The organism is Pseudarthrobacter sp. YAF2, from assembly GCF_052113345.1.
In the GTDB taxonomy this organism is placed as follows: domain Bacteria; phylum Actinomycetota; class Actinomycetes; order Actinomycetales; family Micrococcaceae; genus Arthrobacter.
The window spans coordinates 31,395-51,067 of the sequence record NZ_JBFRDA010000009.1 but is presented as its reverse complement, the minus strand read 5'-3'; the positions used below and the strand labels follow the sequence as shown (position 1 = coordinate 51,067).

Sequence of the window (19,673 nt, the reverse complement as noted above, 5' to 3'; positions counted from 1 at the left end):
ATTGGATACCCCATGCCTTATCCGTCCCCCAGATTCACCAGGAAAAGCGTTACCGCTGCCACCGGCGCGGCTGCCTTGGCCGCCTCCGCACTGACGGCCGGGCTGGTCGGCTTCGGCGCGGCCCCGGCCACCGCCGGCACGCACGACGACACCGCGACGCCGATCAAGCACGTCGTGGTGCTCTTCCAGGAGAACGTTTCATTCGACCACTACTTCGCCACCTACCCCAACGCGGCCAACACCGCGGGCGAAACCCAGCAGGGTTCCGGCGCTCCGGCGGCCACGTTCACCGCCGCGGAGGACACCCCGAAGGACATCAACACCCTGGCCACTGCAGGACTGCTGGCGCCGAAGAACCCCAACTCGGTCCAGCCCGCGCGGCTCTCCCCGATGCAGTCCGTCACCTGCGACCAGGACCACGGCTACAAGGCCGAGCAAAACGCCTACAACGGCGGGGCCATGGACAAGTTCGTCCAGTTCACCAGCCGCGACGCGTGCGGGACCAACCAGTACGGACGCCCCGGCCTGACCATGGACTACTACGACGGGAACACCGTCACCGGCATCTGGAACTACGCCCAGAACTACGCCATGAGCGACAACCACTTCAGCACTGTCTTCGGCCCGTCCACCCCGGGCGCGCTGAACCTGGTCTCGGGCCAAACCCACGGCGTCAAGCAGTACGACGCCGCCGGGCAGCCCGTGGCCACCCCGGCCACCGGATCCAGCGCAGTCCGCCAGCCGGACGCCAACGGCGTGGGCACCGTGATCAACGACCCCGACCCGGTCTACGACGACTGCTCCAACAGCAGCCATGCCAAGGCCAACAACCTTGCCGGTATGACCGGCAGGAACATCGGCGACCTGCTCAATGCGCAGGGAACATCCTGGGGCTGGTTCCAGGGCGGCTTCGCCCCCACCACCCCCGCTGCCAGGAGCACTCCGGCATCGTGCATGGCCGCCCACACCAACGCCGCCGGCGCGTCCGTGGTGGACTACTCCCCGCACCACCAGCCGTTCCAGTACTACGCCTCCACCGCCAACCCGCACCACCTTCCGCCGGCCTCGGACGCGGAGATCGGGCACAACGGCCAGGCCAACCACCAGTACGACCTCGCTGACTTCAGCAAGGTGGTGGACAGCGACAACATGCCTGCCGTGTCCTTCCTGAAGGCCTCGGAGTTCCAGGACGGCCACGCGGCATACTCGGATCCCGTGGACGAGCAGAACTTCATCACCAGGACTGTCAACCAGATCCAGCAGTCCAAGAACTGGGACAACACCGCCGTCGTTCTCGCATATGACGACTCCGACGGTTGGTACGACCACGTGGCCGCCCAGCCGAAGAACGCCTCCACCGGATCCGACGACGCCGCATGGTGCCTGAACGCCGCAGCAAACGGCGTCCCCGTGGCAGGGGGCTATGCCGACCGCTGCGGCCCCGGCCCCCGCCAGCCGCTGGTTGTCATCTCGCCGTATGCGAAGAGGAACTTCGTGGATCACACCGAGACGGACCAGGCCTCCATCCTGCGGTTCATTGAGGACAACTGGCACACCGGCCAGATCGGCGACTCTTCAGCCGACGCGACAGCAGGATCGGTGGACGCGATGTTCAACTTCCACCATGGGCGCAACGACAAGGTGCTCCTGAACGAACAGTCCGGCGCCGTCGCCTCCATCAGCCACAACGGCAACGTCCCGGGCAGCGGACCGGCCGACGCCGGCCACTGACCGGGCGATTTCAAGCATCGTCCAAGGAATCCATCAAGATTTGCGCTTAACCCGTTCTGCCAAAGTGGGCAACGCTACGCTGGCCGTGCATTCGCATCCAGTACAAGCTCTTGGGGGACCCATGCCTGCAACTTCCAGCTCTGCCATGCCACGAATTTGCCTCGAGAGCGGCGTGCCAGCGGGAGGACCTCCCCGGAAGGGGCCCAACAAGGCCCTGGTTGCAGGGGCTGCCGGCGCCATTATTCTTGTGCTGACAGGCTGCGGCGGATCGCCTACCTCGCTGACCGCAGCTGCAGGGCCGGTCACCGAATCCGCCACCGCAACCCCCACGGCAACACCGATTGCCGACACAACGTGCAGTACCGTCAACGAGCAGCAGATCTCAGCTGGCACCGCTTATGTTTGCACCAAGGACGAATCGGGCCGGTTGGTGTGGCTCGAAGCCACGCAGTCCAAGCGCCTGACAGAGAAGCTTGCGGCCGCCGCGGCGGCAAAGGCGGCAGCCGACAAAGCGGCTGCGGATAAGGCCGCTGCCGACAAGGCCGCAGCTGACAAGGCAGCCGCAGACAAAGCCGCTGCCGATGCGGCCGCAGCGGCCCAACAGGCCGCCGACGCGACGGCCGCGCAGCAAGCCGCCGCAGCCCAGGCTGCTGCGGCCCAGGCCGCTGCAGCCGCGGCCGCGAAGGCCCCTGTGCCGCCGGCCCCCGCCGTTCCCGGAACAAATCCCGGCTGTGATCCCAACTATTCAGGATGCGTTCCCATCGCCTCCGATGTCGATTGTGCCGGCGGAAGCGGCAACGGACCTGCTTACGTCCGTGGCCCGGTGCAGGTTATCGGCCGCGACATCTACGGACTGGATGCAGATCACGACGGCGTTGGATGTGAGTAAACCGGGAGTTCAGGCGGAGGCTTTGACCAGCTCTTCGCTCTTCTCCCACAGCCCGCGCGCCAGTTCAGCGTCGTAGGCCTGCCGGTTGGCTTTGGCCAGGGCGCGCTTGGCGTAGTAGGCACCGGAAATCCAGTCGGTGCCGGCCGTCCCGTTGATGAGCCACAGCATGGTGTCGGCACCCTGGTCCGGACTGAGCATGAACCGGTTGGCCACGCTCTTGTAAGCGTGCCGGAAGGGGCTGCTGGAGTCCGCCGCGAAGTTGGTGCGGACCACGCCCGGGTGGAAGGCCGCCGTCGTGATTCCCTGCCCGTGGTAGCGGCGGTGCAGCTCGGAGGTGAAGAGGATGTTGGCAAGTTTGCCGGTGCCGTAGGCGCGGAAGGTGCGGTACCCGTGCTCGGCATTGAGGTCGAACAGGTCCAGCTTGCCGGAGAAGTTCGCGGCGCTGGCGGTGTTGATGATCTTCGCCTTGCTGGCGGTCAGCGTGTCCATCAGGGCGGTGGTGAGCAGGAACGGTGCCAGGTGGTTGACCTGGAACGTCAGTTCGTTGCCGTCCACCGTGAGCGTGCGCTTGCCCATCATGCCGCCGGCGTTGTTGGCGAGGACGTCGATTTGCGGGTAGGTGGAGCGCAGGGTGTCGGCCAGGGCGCGGACCTGGGCCAGGTCGGCGAAGTCGGCCAGGTGGTGGTCCGCGCCGATTTCAGCGGCCAGGGCGCGGGTCTTCTCCGCAGACCGGCCGACGACGACCACCCGCTCCCCTGCCTTCGCCAGCGTCCTGGCGGCTGCCGCGCCGATGCCGTCGCTGGCGCCGGTGATCACGATGGTGCGAGGAGTCGGAGTCAAGGTGTGTCCTTCGGTCGGCGGGCGGCGCACCGGGAGGGCACACCAACGGAAACAACGACGTCGGGGCGCCCGGTGTTCCCGCCGGTCAGGAGGTGATGGGACTGCACTGACAGCTTAGACGCCCATGGTCCGGCCGGAGCCTCCGCTCCGGCCGGACCATGGGTGCAATGGGTGTCAGTCGACCACCCTCACCTGGCCCACCATGCCCATGTAGTCATGGAGTGCGCAGATGTACTTGAAGGTTCCCTTTGTGTTGAAGGTCACCGAGAAGTCGCCGCCCGGCAGAATGATGCCGGAGTTGAGGTCGCCGCCGGTAAAGTTCGACGGCGTGCCCGACGGAGCGAAGATATTCGCCGGTTCGGTGCCGAAGGTGACCGTATGGGGTGCACCCATGCCGGTATTGGCGAAAACCACCGTTTCGCCGACATGCACCGTCACGCTGGGCCGGACGAAGCGCATGACCATGGCAACGCCGTCGTCACCGCCGGCCAGGACCTTATGGTTGCTGGCTTGTTCGGCCAGCGAGGCGTCGAGCTGGTGCCCGTCCTGAAGGATGGACCGCGCCTGCGCCCGCGATGCCTTGTTGTAGTCAGCCTGGCTGTACGGGTAGTCCGTGCCCTGCTCGCGGACGTGGACCATGCCCTTCATCATTTCGCCGTGGACCAGGCAGTAGTAGATGAAGTCGCCTTCCCGCGGGAACGTCAGGCTGTAGCTTGTGGTGACGGGGAAGCCCGGCACCGCCACGTTCGAAAGGAGGCCGGAGTTGTAATACGAGTGCCCGTCGTAGCTGTCCCCTCCGCGTTTCAGCAACTCATCAGCGTTGAACGGATTGAATGGTTGCAGCGACTGGCCGGCCGCCAGGAATGTCACCGTGTGGATCTCCGCGGCGTTTGCCTCCCAGCTGATGGTGTCGTGCTCATTGATAAAGATCTCCGCAGGCAGGAACGACATTCCCTGGATTTCCTGGTCGCGGGACTCAGAGCCCACTTGCACCTGCCAGGTCCGATGGCCCCAGCCGCCGGCCGACGCCGGACCGGCGGCGGCCATCGAGGCCAGCAACGCAACAGCGAAAGCGACAATAAATGCGAGTTTGTTGAATCTTGTGGTTCCCCGGTTTTGCTTCATGGCAACGCTCTCTTGAACGGTATTCGGCCGAAAGGCCGATGCAGCGGTGGCCGGCTCAACTCAACCCACAGGCCAAACAGGCCACTGATTTCGGAGTAATAGGGTGCCGGACGCCCGGGCTGGGGAGCTCGGGCACCGGTTCCGGCGTGTAAGCACACCGGACATGCACCACCCCAACTGGTGTCGCAGAGGTTGAAAATTGTTGTCCAACCGCCGCCGCCATGGCTTGCCACGCGGCAGAGGCTCGCACCTTTTAGATTGCTCCTTCAACCGAACTTTGTCGAGGAGTCAAACCTAGGGCTGCCGCCGTCCGCCGGATCAGCGTTCCCTGCGGCGGCGGAACGCTTCCGGTCCCTCTCCTACAGTAATCAGCGGCGCCATGTGCTCGCCGTGACCGGAGCGCGGACCGAAGAGACACGCTCCCGCAGGATTGCCGCGGTCCTAGCCGAGCTCGGGTGATCCGCTGCCCCCCACTGGGAGTAGGACGACGAACAGGGAACCCGCACACCCGGGTTAACAAAAAAGCAGGGCTTGCCGGTGACGGCAAGCCCTGCTTGGAAACCTAACGGTCCCGGAACCCTAAGAAATTAGAGAGCCTGGATGTTGGTGGCCTGGGGACCCTTGGGGCCCTGCTCGGTGTCGAAGGAAACCTTCTGGTTCTCTTCGAGGGAGCGGAAGCCGTTGGAGTTGATCGCGGAGTAGTGCGCGAAAACGTCCTGTGAGGAGTCGTCCGGGGAGATGAAGCCGAAGCCCTTTTCAGCGTTAAACCATTTGACGGTACCAGTAGCCATTATTTTTGTCCTTCGTGAAGGTGGAGGGAAAGTCCCGACTTTCGGGCCCTCCGGCGTGGGGTGTTCAAAAACCGCTACTTCAGAAGAACGCGGACTCTCGACCGCGCGTACTGCCTGAACTACCAACTGCATAAACACAACAACAGACACAACACTACAGGAGATTGCGCCCACACCTAATTACGGGTCTCCGCCTGCCCGCCCTCGTCCAGCGCCGGGCTGTAGCGGGTGTACCCTGGACGGAGCCGGACGGAGCCCGCCCCCACCATCGCGATGTCCTCCCACAGCACCAGGAAGGAGCCGCGGTGCCGCCACCGGAGGATCCGGGCAATCATGCGGGGCTGGGTGAGGCCGTTCCGCTCGTAGCCCATGAAAGAGGACGCGCTGTGCGGGCCCACGACCAGCCCCAGCAGCCGCGGCTCCGCCATCAGCTGGTGCGGGGTGCCATCCAGCACGAACCGGGCGTCCGCCACACGGCCCAGCCGTACGCCGTCGGCATCGAAGACCGGGGTGCCCAGCAGGTCACCGAGGATCATGGCGGCCTCCCGGAATACGCGCGATGATTTTGTCCCTGACCCACCGTTCCACCCAGCTGGCGTCCAGCGGTTCGCCGCGGATGCCCAGCCGCACCACCACCTCCACCTGCGCCACATCAGTCCACGGGATGCGGATCAACCGGGACGACGGCGGCCTGCCGCCAAAGATGCGCGTCCCCAGCACCGCCCCGGTCAGGAGGGCAGTGATGACCGGGGCGGGGGTACCGGGCGGGATCTCGGCGTCCGGGGCAGGCCCGCTTAACTCGAGGTCGTCCACGGTGGTGACCGGGACGCCGTCCTTATCCAGGACCTGCCGGTCCAGCAGGTGCAGCTGCGCATCCAGGATGCGCCCGGCCACCCGCGGGGCCGGCTTCAGCGGGGCGGTGGGGGACGTCATGAGCCGGCTCCTGTCACGATCATGAGGGGTATGGCGGCGAGCGAAGCCACCAGGATGATCACCAGGTAGACCACGCCCAGCACGTTGACAGTCCGGCCATTGACGTGCTCGCGCATGTACTGGGGATCGTTGGCAACGATCAGGATGGGCAGGTAGGTCAAAGGCAGGGCAATGGCCGAAAACACCACCGAGTATTCGGTCACCAGGACGGGGTCCACACCCGTGGCCAGCACTGCGATGCCCACCAGCAGGCACACAATCATGGAAAGGTGGAACCGCGCGGCCTCGGCGGGCCGGCGGAATTTACCCCAGGACCAGCCGAAGAACTGGGCCAGGGTGTAGCCGCTGGACAGCGTGGTTTCCAGGGCAGCGCCGAAAGTCGCGGCAACGATCCCCACCAGGACCAGCGCCAGGCCCACTTTGCCGGCGCCCTCGGCCACGGGCATGACCACCTGGGACAGTGACGTCACCGAGATGCCGGCGGGGAGGAGGACGACGGCGGCGCAGGCCGCGATGGCAACGGACAGCAGGCCGCCCAGCGGAAAACCGACCAGGACGTTGATGCGTTCCTGCAGCAGGTCCTTCACGGTCCAGCCTTCCTCCACGGCGCCGGAGGAGAAAAAGAACACCTCGTAGGGCGTCATGGCCGCCCCGAACAGTGCAATGGCGTAGTAGCTGTACGTCCACACCGTCTCCTGGTCCGGCACGGCTGGCGTCAACTGTCCGGCGAGCGCTCCCCAGTCCGGTTTGAGGAGGAACAGCGCCACGGCGAAGACGATCAGGGTCAGCCCCAGCAGCCCGGTGACGTTTTCCATGATGGAGAACCGGACACGCCAGATCACCAGCCACACCGCAAAGGCCGCCACCGGGATCCACAGCAGGTAGTACACGCTGCTTGCCAACTGCAGGGCCAGGGCAACGCCGCCGATCTCCGCGGTGACCGTCATGAGGTTAATCAGGAACGACGCCGCGAGGTTCGCCAGGCCGGCCCGCGGCCCCAGCCGCTCACGGATCACCTCGAACGTGGCCCGTCCAGACGCCGCCGCCACCCGGCCGGACATATTGGCGAACAGGCAGATCCCCACCACGCCAACCACCACCACCCACACCAGGGACAGGCCAAAGCGGGAACCGACGACGGCGTTGGTCACCAGGTCCCCGATGTCCACGAACCCGCCGATGGCGGTGAGGATCCCGAGCGCGACGCCGAGCAGCCGTTTCACTTTGACCCCACCTTGTCTTCGAGCTGCTTGAGGGCGTCCTGCGCGCCGGCGAGCGCCTTGTCACCGTCGGAGAGCGAGGGGGTGCCGCCGTCGTTGGCTGCGAGCGCGGCGCGCGCCACGGCAAAGCCGGCGGCGCACTGGTCCAGCACGTCGAGTGCTTGTTTTTGCGTGTCGCGGTCCCCCTGCACCGTGGGTGACAGCGTCAGGACGGTGTTCCGGCCGGACTGTATTTCCTTGAGCTCATCGTCGAGGACGGTGCCGGTGGCGGCTTGCGTCAGCTTGCCGTCCATGTCCTGCCGGAGGGCTATCCGGGCGGTGGCGACGGCCGAGGAGCTGTCCTTCACCACAGTGGAAACCGATTGGCTTGTGCCACCACTGCAGGCGGTAAGGACCGTGAGGGCGGCGACTGCCGAAGCCAGCAGCAGCAGCGACCGGCTGCGGGGACAGTTGGCGGGCGGGGCTCCAGCCGGCAGGTACGGCACCGTCGCCTCCAGCCCCCGGGTACTCCCGGATCGGAATTCGCCCTTGGCAAGGCAACCCAAAAATTAGTTGCCTTGAGCTATATATAGCACTTCAGGACGGAGTTTGACCTGCTTAATGCGGGATTTTCGCGGCGCGGGCGCAGCCGGGGAATCGGCTCTCGACCGGGTCCGCCGATGGGCATATCCTGCATCCATATCCGCGGACAACCACGCTGCCACCGGGAGATCACGCCATGGAGATGCCCAAAGCCACCGAGGAAGAAAAAGAACGCTTCCGGCGCGTTGTTCCCGACCATCCGGACGTGGTGGTGAAACCGATGTTCGGCAACCTCGGCGCGTTCGTCAACGGCAACATGTTCGCCGGCCTGTTCGGTTCCACCATCGGGGTGAAGCTCTCCCCGGAGGACAAGGAACTGCTGGAGTCATCCGAGCGGACCGTGCCGTTCGGGCCGGCGGAGCGTCCGATGGGCGGCTATACGGGGCTGCCGGAAGTTTGGAACGAGGAGGGCGACGGCGACGACACCCGGGCGCGGGCATGGACCGGGAAAGCCCTGCATTACGTCGCCACCCTGCCGCCCAAGGAACCCAAAGCCCGGACACCCCGGACCAGCGGTCGCGGGACAGCGGCACGGTAGCCGTGTCCGCCACCGCAGTTCCCCGGCAGGACACCAACACGTTGGTGGTGGGCGCGGGCCAGGCGGGCCTGGCTACCAGCTACTGGCTGGTGCAGCGCGGCGTGGAACACCGCATCCTCGAGCAGCGTCCCGCCCTCGGCGGCGCCTGGCAGGACCGATGGGACTCCTTCTACCTGAACACCCCCAACTTCTCCGTCGACCTGCCCGGATCCCCCTATGCCGGGACGGCCCCGGACGGGTTCCTGACCAGGGAAGCCACCATCGGGTTCTTCCGCGGCTATGCCAAGGACATCCAGGCCCCGGTGGAACTGGATACCGAGGTCACCCGGATCACCCCGACGGATGCCGGATTCGCCGTACAGACGGGCCAAGGCACCTGGGCGGCCCGGAACGTGGTGCTGGCCAGCGGCGCGTTCCAGCGCCCGCGGATCCCGGCCGCCGCCGTCGGCATCTCCCCGGATGTCCTGCAACTGCACAGCCATGACTACCGCAACCCGGGCCAGCTGCCGGACGGCGCGGTCCTGGTGGTGGGGACCGGGCAGTCCGGCGGGCAGATCACCGAAGACCTGCTCGACGCCGGCCGCACCGTGCACCTGTCCGTGTCCACGTGCCCCGAGGCGCCGCGGCGGTACCGGGGCCAGGACATCTTCCACTGGATCATGCAGGTGAACGTCCATGGCCCGGAGTACGGCATCAACGCACTGCTGGTTGACCAGCTGCCCTCCCCCGCCGGGCGGTTCATGTGCAACCCGCTGCTGTCCGGCACCGGCGGCGGGCACAGCGTCCGCCTGCGCGAACTGGGCCGGCGCGGCGTCCGGCTCCATGGCCGGTTTGAGGGTGTCGACGACGGAGTTCCGGTCTTCACGGACGACCTCCCCCAGCGCCTGGCTGCCGTGGAGGCCGGGTTCGGCCAGCGGTTCAAGAAGCTCTTTGACGCCTACATCAACGCCGCGGGGATCGACGCTCCCGAGGCCGAGACAGCGGAACCGGACGGTTGGCAGCCCGCCAGCTCCGATGCCCGGCTGGACCTCCACGGTGAAGGCATCACCTCCATCATCTGGTCCACCGGGTATGCGCTGGACTTCAGCATGCTGGACCTTCCGCTCCTGGACGAGTGGAACTACCCGCGCCACACCAAAGGCGTGACGGTGCACCCGGGTCTGTACGCCGTCGGGCTCCCCTGGCTCACCCGGCACATTTCCGCCACCCTGGTGGGCGTGGGTCCGGACGCCGAGTACGTGACTGACCACCTGGCATCGCGCGGCTGACCGGCAACCAGCGGAGGTCAAGTTCTGAAACCGTTTCGCGTCATCCTGCTTCCGGGCGGAGCCGGAGCGCGTTGGCGGTCTGCTCAGCGCACACTGGGGACGGGCCGAAACGGCCGGCTGAGCCTACCCGGGGGTGGGGCCGTGCGCCCTGCGCTTCCCATCGCGGTGCGCGAGGTAGGCGTAGACCATCAAGGCGAGCCCCGCCAGGATCATGATCGCCGGGAATGCGAAGTCCAACGGGATGAGCACGGCCGCGGACTGGAGGATAAAGATCACGCCCATGGCGGCAAGGATCCCGGCGGGGACCAACGGCCATTTCATCCGCTCCCCGTGATCGCCGGGGTGGCCGGGAGCATCCACCGGAACCAGGGACAACACACCGAAAGTTGCCGCCAGGCCCAGGAAAAGGACGGCGGCCGTCGGCGTGCCCTGCATCGCCTGCGGGAGGGCCACGATGGCTGCCAGGGTGAACATGACTCCGGACGGGATAAGGGCCCACCAGTTGGTGCGCTCCCGCAGGTACACGGCCGCGAAGCCACCCCCCATGAAAAGGAACAGGAACGCCGCACCCCAGGCGCCATCAGTGAGTTGCGTCGTCACGATGACGGCGGCCAGGCCAAGGAAAACCGAGCCGGGGATGGCAGCCCACCAGTTCTCCCGGCGCCTGGCGAAGAGGGACAGGAACAGGACACCCACCACGGCGAAAATCAGGGGCGCCACAAAGGCTCCGCTGTCCGTGATGCCAAGCCGGTCCAGCAGTAACAGCCCTCCCAGCGCGATGAGGACAATGCCTGCGATGATGCTCGCGTTTGTCGATTTCACGGTACGCCTCCCGGGTACGGCAGGCGGCCGTCCACCACACTGCTTAATTCAGGCTAGGGCGGGCCCGAACCGCGAAACAGGGCACAAAGCCCCCGTACCACTGGTGTCATAACCCCCACCGGCAGATAACGGGACCTTCTGCCCTACAGGCGGTTCCGGACGCTGGGCATCCTTGCAAAAGCGCCGTCCGGGTCTCCAGCTTTCGGGGCCGGAACGGCGGGCAACGGACCTTTGACCCTGACATCCAGCGCCGCACCGCAGGATGATGAGTTGAGGTTCCTTCCGGACAAGGTGCCTGCACCGACCAGGCGGCCGGGGACGGAATCGAACCAACGAGGGCGTCATCATGGAAACACCAGCAACACCGCAGGACGCGGTTGGGGCGCCGAACGAGGCCGTCCGGGTCTTCATACTCAACGACCATGCATTGTTGCGCCAGGGACTCAAAGACCTGCTCGAACATCACGGGTTCGAAATCGTTGGCGAAAGCGCATCAGCGGCGGAAGCCACACGCCTTATCCACGTCCTTGAACCAGACCTTGCACTCTTGGACGACAGGCTGGGGGACGGTACCGGCATTGAGGTGTGCCGCGGGCTCCGCGCCACCGCACCCCACGTGAAGTGCCTGATCCTGACCAGCCGGGACGAACACCACGCAGTGCGTGCAGCGGTTCTGGCGGACGCGGCCGGATATGTGCTCATGCAGGTTGGCGATAAGGACGGAATCATAAACAGCCTGCGCAGCGCCATCGCCGGCACCCAGCTGTTCAAGCCGGGCGTCAGGGAAAGGGTTGCGGACAGCCTCTACGCGACCGCCTCGGCCGCCTGGCTGGAAACGATGACCGTAACGGAACGGAGCATCCTTGCGTTCATGGCCCGCGGCCTGACCAACAAGCAGATCGGGCAGGAGATGACGCTGCCCGAGGAGTCAGTAACCGCTTCCGTGTCCTCCGTATTGCAGAAGTTGGGCTTCAGGCGCCGGGGCCAGGTGCTCCCGGTGCCGCTCAGCTAAGTGCGGAAATCACCGCGCCAAGGCGCTGCAGCATGCCGCAGCTGCACCCGACCCGTCACGGCAGGGGCACCGTCCAGGTTACGCTGGTGCCCTTTCCGGGGGCGCTGTCGATGAGGCAGCGGCCGCCCAAACGGGTGGCACGGTTTTTCATGTTGTCCAGCCCGCTGACCCGGCCAGGATTCTCAAAACCCTGCCCGTGGTCGCGCACGGTAAGTACAACCTCGCCCTCCAAGGCGGCCAGCACCACGTGGATGTCCTCGGAGCCGGAGTGCCGCACCGCGTTACTGACGCTTTCGGTCAGCACCGGCAGCAATTGCTCAGCCACCTCGTCGCCCACCAGGTCAATGGGGCCGGAGAGCTGGACCCTGGGCAGGAAGCCAGCGGCATTGGCAGCTTCCAGGACGGCGTGGAGGACGCGTCCGCTGAGGAGCTCCCGGTCAGGCTGCCGGGCCTGGAGCGAGTAGATTGTGTCGCGGAGCTGATGGATGCAGTCATCCAGTTCGGTGGTGATGGTGGCGATGCGGCGCTCGTGCGCCTCGGGGTCGGAAATGTAGCGGCGCAGGCTTTGAATGCTCAGTCCTGCCGCGAAAAGACGTTGGATAACCAGGTCGTGCAGGTCCGCCGCAATCCGTTCACGGTCGATGAACAAGGCATGTTCTTCCCGCAACTGGTTCGCCTTGAGCAGATCAAGCGTCAGACCGATCCGGGAAGCGAACACCGCGCTCTGTTCAACATCCAGTTCCGAGTAGCGGGCGCCACCGGCGGCCCGGGCAACGACCAGCACACTGTCGCGCTGCCCGTCGGTATCGCTGGCCAGCGCGGCCACCAAAACCGGTCCAAGCTTTTCGGCCGCCGCGGGATCGAACACATAGCGGGGGTCGGCAAAGGCCCTGGATTGCCTCGACTCAAGCACCTCCCTAAAGAAGGACGCGGCAGGAAGTTCCTGCCCGGCCGGAATTGATTGGACCCCCAAGGACGTCCGGCACCTGAGGCTTCCGTCCCCCGCCAGCGACGCAACCAGGGACAACGCAGAGGCGGAGGCGTGCATGGCCCCCTCCACAATCATCTCCAAATTTTCGGTATCGGACCTCGGATTGGCCTTCAGCCGGTCACTGACCTCCATTCCCGCTTCGAGCCACCGCTGGCGGCTGTTGCTGTCCTCAAACAACCGCGCATTCTGGATAGCGACACCGGCGGCGGAGGCGAGGGCAACCGCAAGGTCCTCATCTTCGGCCGTGAAATCCTGGCCGTCGATCTTTTCGCTCAGGTACAGGTTCCCAAACACGGTGTCCCGGACGCGGACCGGAACGCCCAGGAAGGTCTTCATGGGCGGGTGGTTGGCGGGAAACCCAACTGCCATCGGATGCTCGCCCAGGTCATGGAGCCTTAGCGGTTTGGGTTCGCGGATCAGTTGCCCCAGGACCCCGTGGCCGGTGGGCAGGTCACCGATGACGCGGGTGCCGTCTTCGTCGATGCCGACAGTAATAAAGTGACTGAGCTGCTGGTCGTCCCCGATGACACCCAGCGCACCGTACCGCGCGCCGACGAGTTCGCATGCCGACTGCACCACCCGGTCCAGGACAGCTTCAAGGCTCAAGTCTTCCGCAAGGGACACGACAGCACCGAGCAGACCCTCCACATGCTCCTGGGTCCGCACCAACTCGTCTGCCCTGTCTACAAACTCCCGGAGAAGTTCGCGGGTCCGCCGCCTGATAGGTTCACGCCACACAATAAGACACCTCGGTCGATTGACCAGCATGATCCACGACGGGCTTCATCGCCCTGAATCCGATCAAGAAAGTCCAAGACCCTCTTACTGCCATGCTAGCCCCCGGACCGCCGCGCCGCGCCCGGCTTGGGCGAAATCGGTTGGCCACGGCGCCGCCGCCTGCCGGGAGGCCGGATTCCTGGCAGCGCGGCGGTGATCGGGGGCACCTTGACGGGAGTGCTGAAGCGGAACGCGCGGCGGGCGATGTGGTGGGTATCCGCCCGGCGCCTCACCGGAATAGTGGGGACCTGCTGTGCGGCGCGCGCAAAGAACCATGCCTTGGCGAATTCCACCAACACCAGATAGAGCGCGATCATGCCCAGCAGGGCAAGGAAGAACGGCACGGGAAGGGGATCGAACCCCAAAACGCCCTGCAACGGCGAGAGCGGCAGGAAGATGCCCAGCGCCACCACACCCAGCGAAGCCGTGATCAACCCGGCGGACGGCCGGCTCCGCACGAACGGAACGCGCCGGGTGCGGATGGCAAAGATGATCAGCGTCTGGGTGGCAATGGACTCAATGAACCAGCCGGCCCGGAACTCGCCCGGGACGGCGTCGAACACGAACAGCATCAGGGCGAACGTGGCGAAGTCGAACACCGAACTGATAGGACCGAACAGGAACATGAACCGGCGGATGAACGCGATGTTCCAGTGCGAGGGGGCGCGGAGCTGTTCCTTGTCAACGCGGTCGCCCGGGATGGCCAACTGGCCGCTGTCATACAGCAGGTTGTTGAGCAGGATCTGGCCGGGCAGCATGGGCAGGAAGCTGAGCACCACGGACGCGACGGCGGCGCTGAACATGTTGCCGAAGTTACTGGAGGTGCCCATCAGGACGTACTTGATGGTGTTCGCAAAGATCCGCCGGCCCTCCATCACCCCTTCGGCCAGGACGCCGAGGTCCTTGTCCAGGAGGACGACGTCGGCGGCGTCCTTGGCGACGTCCGTGGCGCTGTCCACGGAGATGCCAATGTCCGCCTTGTGCAGCGCGAGGGCGTCGTTGACGCCGTCGCCCATGAATCCGACGGACCCGCCGCTTAGGCGCAGCAAGGCGATGATGCGGGCTTTTTGCTCGGGCGAGACCCGGGCAAAGATGGTGACCGTACGGGCCGATGCCGCGAGGTCGGCGTCGGACAATGCGTCGATCTCGGCCCCGGTGAGGGTGCCGCCCGAGATGATGTCCAGGTCAGCGCAGACTTTCTCGGCCACCTTGGCGTTGTCTCCGGTGGCGATCTTCACCGAGATGCCCAGTTCCTCCAGCTGGTCCAGGGATTGCCGGGCGTTGGCTTTGGGCCGGTCCAGGAACACCAGGAAGCCTGCCAGGCTGAGGCCGCGTTCATCCGCTGGTGTAAGCCTGCTTAGCTCCGCGGCCTGGCGGGTGGCCACGGCCACCACCCGGGAACCGGCGTCGAACTGCTCGTCCAGCAGGGCCTGCACGGCCGGCGCGGCCGGCCCGCACAGGGCGAGGACATCCTCCGGAGCGCCCTTGGTGACCAGCTGCGGCAGCCCGCCGGCCTCGCGCACCAGCACGGTGGTGCGGCGGCGCTGGTGGTCGAAGCCGATCATGTCCAGCCGCTCGAAGCGGCCAGGATGGAACCCGGACGCGCCGGGGCTGTCCCAGAGGGCGGCGTCCAGCGGATTCTGCCCGGCGGAGGTGAGTTTGGCTTCGGTGTAGTCCGCCTCGGTGGCCAGCAGGCCCAGGGTGAGCAGGGCGTCACCGGAGACGTCCGCGGTGACCGGAACGGCAGCCGTGAAGCTGATCTTGCCCTCGGTGAGGGTGCCGGTCTTGTCCGTGACCAGGATGTCCATGTCCCCCAGGTCCTCGATGCAGACCAGCCGCTTGACCAGGGCCTTCCGCTTGGCGAGCTGGCGGGTGCCGGTGGCCAGGGAGGTGCTGACGACGGCGGGCAGCAGCTGCGGCGTGATGCCCACCGCGATGGCCAGGGAGAACAGCAGCGATTCGATCAGCGGGCGCTGCAGCAGCAGGTTGGCGATGAAGATCAGCGTGGTGAGTCCGATGGCCACCTGCAGCAGCAGGAAGGAGAACCTCTTGAGCCCCAGCTGGAATTCGGTCTGCGGCTGCCGTTCGCCCAGGCCCAGGGCGATCCGGCCGAATTCGGCGCGGCCGCCGGTGGCCACCACCACGCCGGTGCAGTTGCCGGACTGGATGACGGTGCCCATGAACGCGCAGGAAGAGAGATCGGCCAGGGCCGCGCCGGCCTGCACGGCGGCGGGATCCTTGGCGGCGGGCAGGGACTCCCCCGTCAGGATGCTTTCGTCGCAGAGGAGGTTGCCGGTGGTCAGCAGGCGGATGTCGGCGGGGATGATGGCGCCCAGGGAGAGATGGACGACGTCGCCCGGCACCAGCGCGGTGACGTCCACTTCCGTGGTGGTGCCGCCGCGAAGCACCACGGCGCGGTGGGTGACGCGGTCATGCAGGGCCTCGGATGCCCGCTCGGCCCGGAACTCATTGGTGAAACCCAGGCCAACGCTGACCAGGAGGATCACGCCGATCACGATCGAGTTGGTGGCGTCGCCCAGAAACAGGGACAGCCCGGCGGTGATGAGCAGCAGGATCAGGATGGGGCTGGCGAACTGGCGGCCCAGCACTGCCCACCCGTTGGCCCGGTGGCTGCGGACGGCGTTGGGTCCGATCTCCGCCAGGCGCCGTTCCGCTTCCTCCCCGGTGAGCCCTCCCGGACCGGACCCGAGCCGCGCGAGTGTCTGCTCTGCGGTCAGGCCCGCGGCATCGGTGATCGGCAGTGGAAGGGAGCTTTGCTCCCGGACGTTGAGCTCTGTCATGCCGGATCCGTTCGAACGTACCGATGTTCTACCGCTACCTTAGGTCAACGGTACGACGACCGTCCCACCCTCGTGGATGCGACCTCAAGGTGCAGCCCTCACGTCGCAAACCTCGGGAGCCCGGCGCAAGTTCACGTCAGCCTGGTGGCCCGGGGCTGGTGGCCGTGCCCAGGATGTGGGCGAGCGGAGGGTTCAGCCGCTGCACGGCGAAGCCGAAGCGCTGGTTGTCCCGGACGGTGAACCCTGCCGCGGTAATTGCGGCCAGCGTGTCCCGATTGAGGTGGCACCCGCCCATGAACCGCCCCCATACCGGGGTCAGCACGTCTTCCGCCGCGGCCAGGAAGGGGTGCACGGACCGGACGTGCTCATAAAAGGCAACGGTTCCGCCGGGACGCAGCACGCGGCGGATCTCCGCGAGCACGGCGGCCTGGTCCTTGACGCTGCAAAGTACAAGGCTGGCTACCACGGCGTCGGCGCTGCCGGTTTTTGCGGGGATGTTCTCCGCTGCCGCGGCAACCACCGTTACCGGGACGCTTGCCGTGGCGGCCTGTGTTTCAGCGACGGCCCGGAGGTAGTCATCGGGTTCAAGCGCCAGGACGTGGGTGACGGCGGGAGGGTACAGCGGGAAGGAGGACCCGGCCCCGGCCCCAATTTCGATGACTGAGCCCTGCAGCCCGGCCAGGACGCGGCGGCGGTGGTCGGTGGCCCCGCGGCGGTCCATTGCGCCCACGGCCCGGGCAAAGGCGCGGGCGAATCGTGGGTGCTGCAGGGAGCCCGGCCCCGTGCCGGCTGGGTTCATCGCGGGGCCCTACTTAAGGCTGAGGACGTCGTCGATGGGGCGGCCGTTGACGAAAACCTGGGCACTGGTGGCACCGGATGCGGCCATGGCGGTGTACTCCAGTTGGGCCTTCGCGCGAGGGATGTCGCACACGCCGCCCAGCATGAACTGGCCGGTCAGCCAGATGGTAATGGTGCTGCCATCGAGCTCACCGGCAACGTAGGTAAGGTTCGACTGGTACAGCACATTGATCAGCCCGGACTGGCCTATGTCGCGGCTCTTGTTCGCGAGCAGGGTCCCCACGCTGGGGCCGACCTGGTCCGTGAAACGGACCGGGGCGGTGGTGGTGGCCACCAGGCTGTCGCCGCAGCCGATCGCCGGTCCGGAGACGCCGTTGTCACCGACAGCCACGTAGAAAACGGTCAGCGGACCTGTCTGCTCGGGGAGGCCGGTGGGAGCGGGTTCCCCGGTGGCCGTCGGGCTGGCAGGGGCGGACGACGGCGGGGCGGCAGCGGTGGTTGTTGGCGCGGCTGCCGTGGTGGTGGGCGTGGTCGTGGCCGCCGTCGTGCCGGGCGCGGCGGAAGGGCTTGCCGTGGCACTCGAGGTGGGGCCCGTCGTCGCGCTTGGTGCCGCTGAGCTGGTGGTGGGGGCCGGGGCCGGCGGCCCGAAGCACCCTGTCAGCACGATCGCGGCCCCAACGCCCAGAACGCTGAATACTGAAAGCCCGGACCTGGCCATGATGCCCCCTCGAACGCGGTGCCCGCGGTCGCGGGACCCACTTTCACGGTACGCCCGGGGGTTAGTCCAGAACAGGGACTAAAGTCCGGCGGCGCCGCCTCACCAGCTGGTCATTTCTTGTCACGCAGTTAACCACCCATTCATATCCTCCTAAAAGCCTGTACAAGGGCTGGAAATAGCGTGGGAGCCATGGACAACATTTCCCGCAGATCCCTTATCTCCGCCGGCCTCGGAGCGGGCCTGGTCGCCGCACTGCCGGGTACCGCCGTCGCCGTTTCCACCGCTGACGACGCCGGCCTCCGCACCGACCCCTTCATGCTCGGCATCGCGTCGGGCGAACCGTGGCCGGACGGCTTCGTCCTCTGGACCCGCCTGGCGCTGGACCCGGTGGCGGAGGACGGGCTGGGCGGCATGCCGTCCCGTCCGGTTGCGGTGCAGTGGGAGGTGGCCGAGGATGCGGGCATGCGCACCGTGGTGGCCCGCGGCGTGGAGCAGGCACGGATCGAAAATGCACACTCGGTGCACGTGGAGGTGCGCGGCCTGAAATCGGGCCGGGAGTACTTCTACCGGTTCCGGACCGGCAAACACGTCAGTCCGGTGGGGCGCACCCTCACCAGCCCGGCCCTGCAAGAGACGCCGGCGGCGCTGGCCATGGCGTTCGCCAGCTGCGCGCAGTACGAGCACGGTTACTTCACCGCGTACCGCCGCCTGGCCGAAGACCACCCGGACCTGGTGCTGCACCTGGGCGATTACCTGTACGAGTACAAGAAGGACAGCTACGTCATTGGCGGCGGCAATCCGCGGGACCACGAGGGCCCGGAGACGGTTTCGCTGGCAAGCTACCGGCAGCGGCACGCGCAGTACAAGGCCGACGGCGACCTCCAGGCTGCGCACGCCATCGCGCCCTGGCTGGTGGTCTGGGATGACCACGAAGTGGACAACAACTGGGCGGACGACGTCCCGGAGAACAAGGACGCGGGCCAGCTCAACGACAGCGTGGAGCACTTCCGCCAGCGCAGGGCAGCCGCGTTCCAGGCGTACTACGAGAACATGCCGCTGCGGCCGTCCTCGCTGCCGGCCGGGCCGGACATGAAGATCTACCGCAGGATCCAGTGGGGCCAGCTTGCCAACTTCCACATGATGGATACGCGGCAGTACCGGGATGACCAGCTGGCCGGCGATGGCTGGCAGAAGAACGTGGCGGAGCGGCTTGCCGAGGACCGGACCATCACCGGCGCCGAGCAGGAGAAGTGGCTGCTGGACGGTTTCCGGAACTCCACCCAGCGCTGGGACGTCCTGGGCCAGCAGGTCTTCTTCGCCGAGCGCGACCGGAACAAGGCACCGGACATCGATGACGTCTCCATGGACGGCTGGGACGGGTACGCAGCCTCCCGCCGCCGCATCACCCAGGGCTGGGTGGACGCCAACGTCCGCAACGCCGTCGTCCTCACCGGCGATGTGCACCGCAACTGGGCCAACGACGTGAAGGTGGACTACAAGGACCCCGCCTCCCCCGTGGTGGGCTCGGAACTGGTGTGCACCTCCATCACCTCCACCGGCGACGGCACCGGCTCCACCACGGATGCCACCATGGCCTGGAACCCGCACCTGAAGTTCTACAACGACAACCGCGGCTATGTGAACACGCGCATCACCAGGGACGCCATGACCGCGGACTTCCGGGTGCTGGACCACGTCACCACTCCCGGCGCACCGGCGTCCACCAAGGCCTCCTTCGAGATCCTCGACGGCGTGCCGGGGCTGCAGGCGCAGGCCTGACGTCACGGGCAAACGCACGACGGCGGGGCGTCCGGCATTCCTGCTGGACTCCCCGCCA

At 66.6% G+C, this 19,673-nt stretch carries 19 protein-coding genes; 7 read left to right on the top strand and 12 right to left on the bottom strand.

Annotation, left to right across the window (positions count from 1 at the left end; all coding sequences use genetic code 11):
- Positions 1-12 precede the first annotated feature (12 nt).
- Together AB4Y79_RS10760 and AB4Y79_RS10755 are read left to right on the top strand one after the other, a co-directional pair.
- A complete protein-coding gene (locus tag AB4Y79_RS10760) occupies positions 13-1,731 on the top strand; it encodes a phospholipase C (RefSeq protein ID WP_441861313.1) in 1,719 nt (572 codons plus the stop codon).
- 121 nt (positions 1,732-1,852) lie between these two features.
- The gene (locus tag AB4Y79_RS10755) at positions 1,853-2,620 is read left to right on the top strand and encodes a hypothetical protein (protein ID WP_441861311.1); all 768 of its coding nucleotides are present in this window, start codon (positions 1,853-1,855) and stop codon (positions 2,618-2,620) included.
- A 9-nt stretch (positions 2,621-2,629) separates the two neighbouring features.
- Here AB4Y79_RS10755 and AB4Y79_RS10750 read toward each other — a convergent pair whose 3' ends face one another.
- Together AB4Y79_RS10750 and AB4Y79_RS10745 are read right to left on the bottom strand one after the other, a co-directional pair.
- Positions 2,630-3,460: an SDR family NAD(P)-dependent oxidoreductase gene (locus tag AB4Y79_RS10750; protein WP_441861309.1), complete on the bottom strand. Its 831-nt coding sequence runs from the start codon at positions 3,458-3,460 to the stop codon at positions 2,630-2,632.
- Between the two features lie 174 nt (positions 3,461-3,634).
- Positions 3,635-4,585, bottom strand: coding sequence for a plastocyanin/azurin family copper-binding protein (locus AB4Y79_RS10745; RefSeq protein ID WP_441861306.1), 951 nt, complete (start codon positions 4,583-4,585; stop codon positions 3,635-3,637).
- Between the two features lie 180 nt (positions 4,586-4,765).
- On the opposite strand from AB4Y79_RS10745, the gene AB4Y79_RS10740 reads away from it, so the two are divergent.
- The gene (locus AB4Y79_RS10740; RefSeq protein ID WP_441861304.1) at positions 4,766-5,044 is read left to right on the top strand and encodes a YdeI/OmpD-associated family protein; all 279 of its coding nucleotides are present in this window, start codon (positions 4,766-4,768) and stop codon (positions 5,042-5,044) included.
- 128 nt (positions 5,045-5,172) lie between these two features.
- Here the strand turns inward: AB4Y79_RS10740 and AB4Y79_RS10735 are convergent, their stop codons facing one another.
- The 5 genes from AB4Y79_RS10735 to AB4Y79_RS10715 form a co-directional block, all read right to left on the bottom strand.
- Entirely contained in the window at positions 5,173-5,376 is a 204-nt protein-coding gene (locus AB4Y79_RS10735; RefSeq protein ID WP_009372930.1) for a cold-shock protein, read from the bottom strand.
- 176 nt (positions 5,377-5,552) lie between these two features.
- Positions 5,553-5,912: a PRC-barrel domain-containing protein gene (locus AB4Y79_RS10730; protein ID WP_441861300.1), complete on the bottom strand. Its 360-nt coding sequence runs from the start codon at positions 5,910-5,912 to the stop codon at positions 5,553-5,555.
- Positions 5,899-6,309 (bottom strand): hypothetical protein, encoded by a 411-nt coding sequence (locus AB4Y79_RS10725; protein WP_441861298.1) that lies wholly within the window; start codon positions 6,307-6,309, stop codon positions 5,899-5,901. The genes AB4Y79_RS10730 and AB4Y79_RS10725 overlap by 14 nt, the downstream gene beginning before the upstream one ends.
- On the bottom strand, positions 6,306-7,532 hold the full coding sequence (locus AB4Y79_RS10720) for an Nramp family divalent metal transporter (RefSeq protein WP_441861296.1): 1,227 nt from the start codon (positions 7,530-7,532) through the stop codon (positions 6,306-6,308). Before AB4Y79_RS10720 ends, AB4Y79_RS10725 begins: the two co-directional genes overlap by 4 nt.
- Entirely contained in the window at positions 7,529-8,014 is a 486-nt protein-coding gene (locus AB4Y79_RS10715; protein WP_441861294.1) for a hypothetical protein, read from the bottom strand. Before AB4Y79_RS10715 ends, AB4Y79_RS10720 begins: the two co-directional genes overlap by 4 nt.
- Positions 8,015-8,247: 233 nt before the next feature.
- Here AB4Y79_RS10715 and AB4Y79_RS10710 point away from each other — a divergent pair, with 233 nt between their 5' ends.
- Both AB4Y79_RS10710 and AB4Y79_RS10705 read left to right on the top strand, forming a co-directional pair.
- Positions 8,248-8,649: a TfoX/Sxy family protein gene (locus AB4Y79_RS10710; protein ID WP_441861291.1), complete on the top strand. Its 402-nt coding sequence runs from the start codon at positions 8,248-8,250 to the stop codon at positions 8,647-8,649.
- A 2-nt stretch (positions 8,650-8,651) separates the two neighbouring features.
- Positions 8,652-9,917 (top strand): flavin-containing monooxygenase, encoded by a 1,266-nt coding sequence (locus AB4Y79_RS10705; RefSeq protein ID WP_441861288.1) that lies wholly within the window; start codon positions 8,652-8,654, stop codon positions 9,915-9,917.
- Between the two features lie 123 nt (positions 9,918-10,040).
- On the opposite strand, the gene AB4Y79_RS10700 is transcribed toward AB4Y79_RS10705, so the two are convergent.
- Complete coding sequence (locus tag AB4Y79_RS10700) at positions 10,041-10,739, bottom strand: hypothetical protein (protein WP_441861286.1); 699 nt, start codon at positions 10,737-10,739, stop codon at positions 10,041-10,043.
- Positions 10,740-11,085: 346 nt separating this feature from the next.
- Here AB4Y79_RS10700 and AB4Y79_RS10695 point away from each other — a divergent pair, with 346 nt between their 5' ends.
- Entirely contained in the window at positions 11,086-11,751 is a 666-nt protein-coding gene (locus AB4Y79_RS10695; RefSeq protein ID WP_441861283.1) for a response regulator, read from the top strand.
- A 55-nt stretch (positions 11,752-11,806) separates the two neighbouring features.
- Here AB4Y79_RS10695 and AB4Y79_RS10690 read toward each other — a convergent pair whose 3' ends face one another.
- The 4 genes from AB4Y79_RS10690 to AB4Y79_RS10675 form a co-directional block, all read right to left on the bottom strand.
- Entirely contained in the window at positions 11,807-13,480 is a 1,674-nt protein-coding gene (locus AB4Y79_RS10690) for a GAF domain-containing protein (RefSeq protein WP_441861281.1), read from the bottom strand.
- Between the two features lie 95 nt (positions 13,481-13,575).
- Positions 13,576-16,320: a magnesium-translocating P-type ATPase gene (gene mgtA, locus AB4Y79_RS10685; RefSeq protein WP_441861279.1), complete on the bottom strand. Its 2,745-nt coding sequence runs from the start codon at positions 16,318-16,320 to the stop codon at positions 13,576-13,578.
- A 136-nt stretch (positions 16,321-16,456) separates the two neighbouring features.
- A complete protein-coding gene (locus tag AB4Y79_RS10680) occupies positions 16,457-17,119 on the bottom strand; it encodes a class I SAM-dependent methyltransferase (protein WP_441861277.1) in 663 nt (220 codons plus the stop codon).
- A gap of 9 nt (positions 17,120-17,128) precedes the next feature.
- On the bottom strand, positions 17,129-17,836 hold the full coding sequence (locus tag AB4Y79_RS10675; protein WP_441861275.1) for a hypothetical protein: 708 nt from the start codon (positions 17,834-17,836) through the stop codon (positions 17,129-17,131).
- Positions 17,837-18,025: 189 nt separating this feature from the next.
- Here AB4Y79_RS10675 and AB4Y79_RS10670 point away from each other — a divergent pair, with 189 nt between their 5' ends.
- Complete coding sequence (locus tag AB4Y79_RS10670) at positions 18,026-19,615, top strand: alkaline phosphatase D family protein (RefSeq protein WP_441861273.1); 1,590 nt, start codon at positions 18,026-18,028, stop codon at positions 19,613-19,615.
- Positions 19,616-19,673 lie beyond the last annotated feature (58 nt).

What these genes read in the sequence shown, in the direction of transcription:
- AB4Y79_RS10760 (WP_441861313.1), top strand. Translation starts at nt 13, where the DNA reads ATGCCTTATCCGTCCCCCAGATTCACCAGGAAAAGCGTTACCGCTGCC.
- AB4Y79_RS10755 (WP_441861311.1), top strand. Translation starts at nt 1,853, where the DNA reads ATGCCTGCAACTTCCAGCTCTGCCATGCCACGAATTTGCCTCGAGAGC.
- AB4Y79_RS10745 (WP_441861306.1), bottom strand. Translation starts at nt 4,585, where the DNA reads ATGAAGCAAAACCGGGGAACCACAAGATTCAACAAACTCGCATTTATT.
- AB4Y79_RS10735 (WP_009372930.1), bottom strand. Translation starts at nt 5,376, where the DNA reads ATGGCTACTGGTACCGTCAAATGGTTTAACGCTGAAAAGGGCTTCGGC.
- AB4Y79_RS10730 (WP_441861300.1), bottom strand. Translation starts at nt 5,912, where the DNA reads ATGATCCTCGGTGACCTGCTGGGCACCCCGGTCTTCGATGCCGACGGC.
- AB4Y79_RS10725 (WP_441861298.1), bottom strand. Translation starts at nt 6,309, where the DNA reads ATGACGTCCCCCACCGCCCCGCTGAAGCCGGCCCCGCGGGTGGCCGGG.
- AB4Y79_RS10710 (WP_441861291.1), top strand. Translation starts at nt 8,248, where the DNA reads ATGGAGATGCCCAAAGCCACCGAGGAAGAAAAAGAACGCTTCCGGCGC.
- AB4Y79_RS10695 (WP_441861283.1), top strand. Translation starts at nt 11,086, where the DNA reads ATGGAAACACCAGCAACACCGCAGGACGCGGTTGGGGCGCCGAACGAG.
- mgtA (WP_441861279.1), bottom strand. Translation starts at nt 16,320, where the DNA reads ATGACAGAGCTCAACGTCCGGGAGCAAAGCTCCCTTCCACTGCCGATC.
- AB4Y79_RS10680 (WP_441861277.1), bottom strand. Translation starts at nt 17,119, where the DNA reads ATGAACCCAGCCGGCACGGGGCCGGGCTCCCTGCAGCACCCACGATTC.
- AB4Y79_RS10675 (WP_441861275.1), bottom strand. Translation starts at nt 17,836, where the DNA reads ATGGCCAGGTCCGGGCTTTCAGTATTCAGCGTTCTGGGCGTTGGGGCC.
- AB4Y79_RS10670 (WP_441861273.1), top strand. Translation starts at nt 18,026, where the DNA reads ATGGACAACATTTCCCGCAGATCCCTTATCTCCGCCGGCCTCGGAGCG.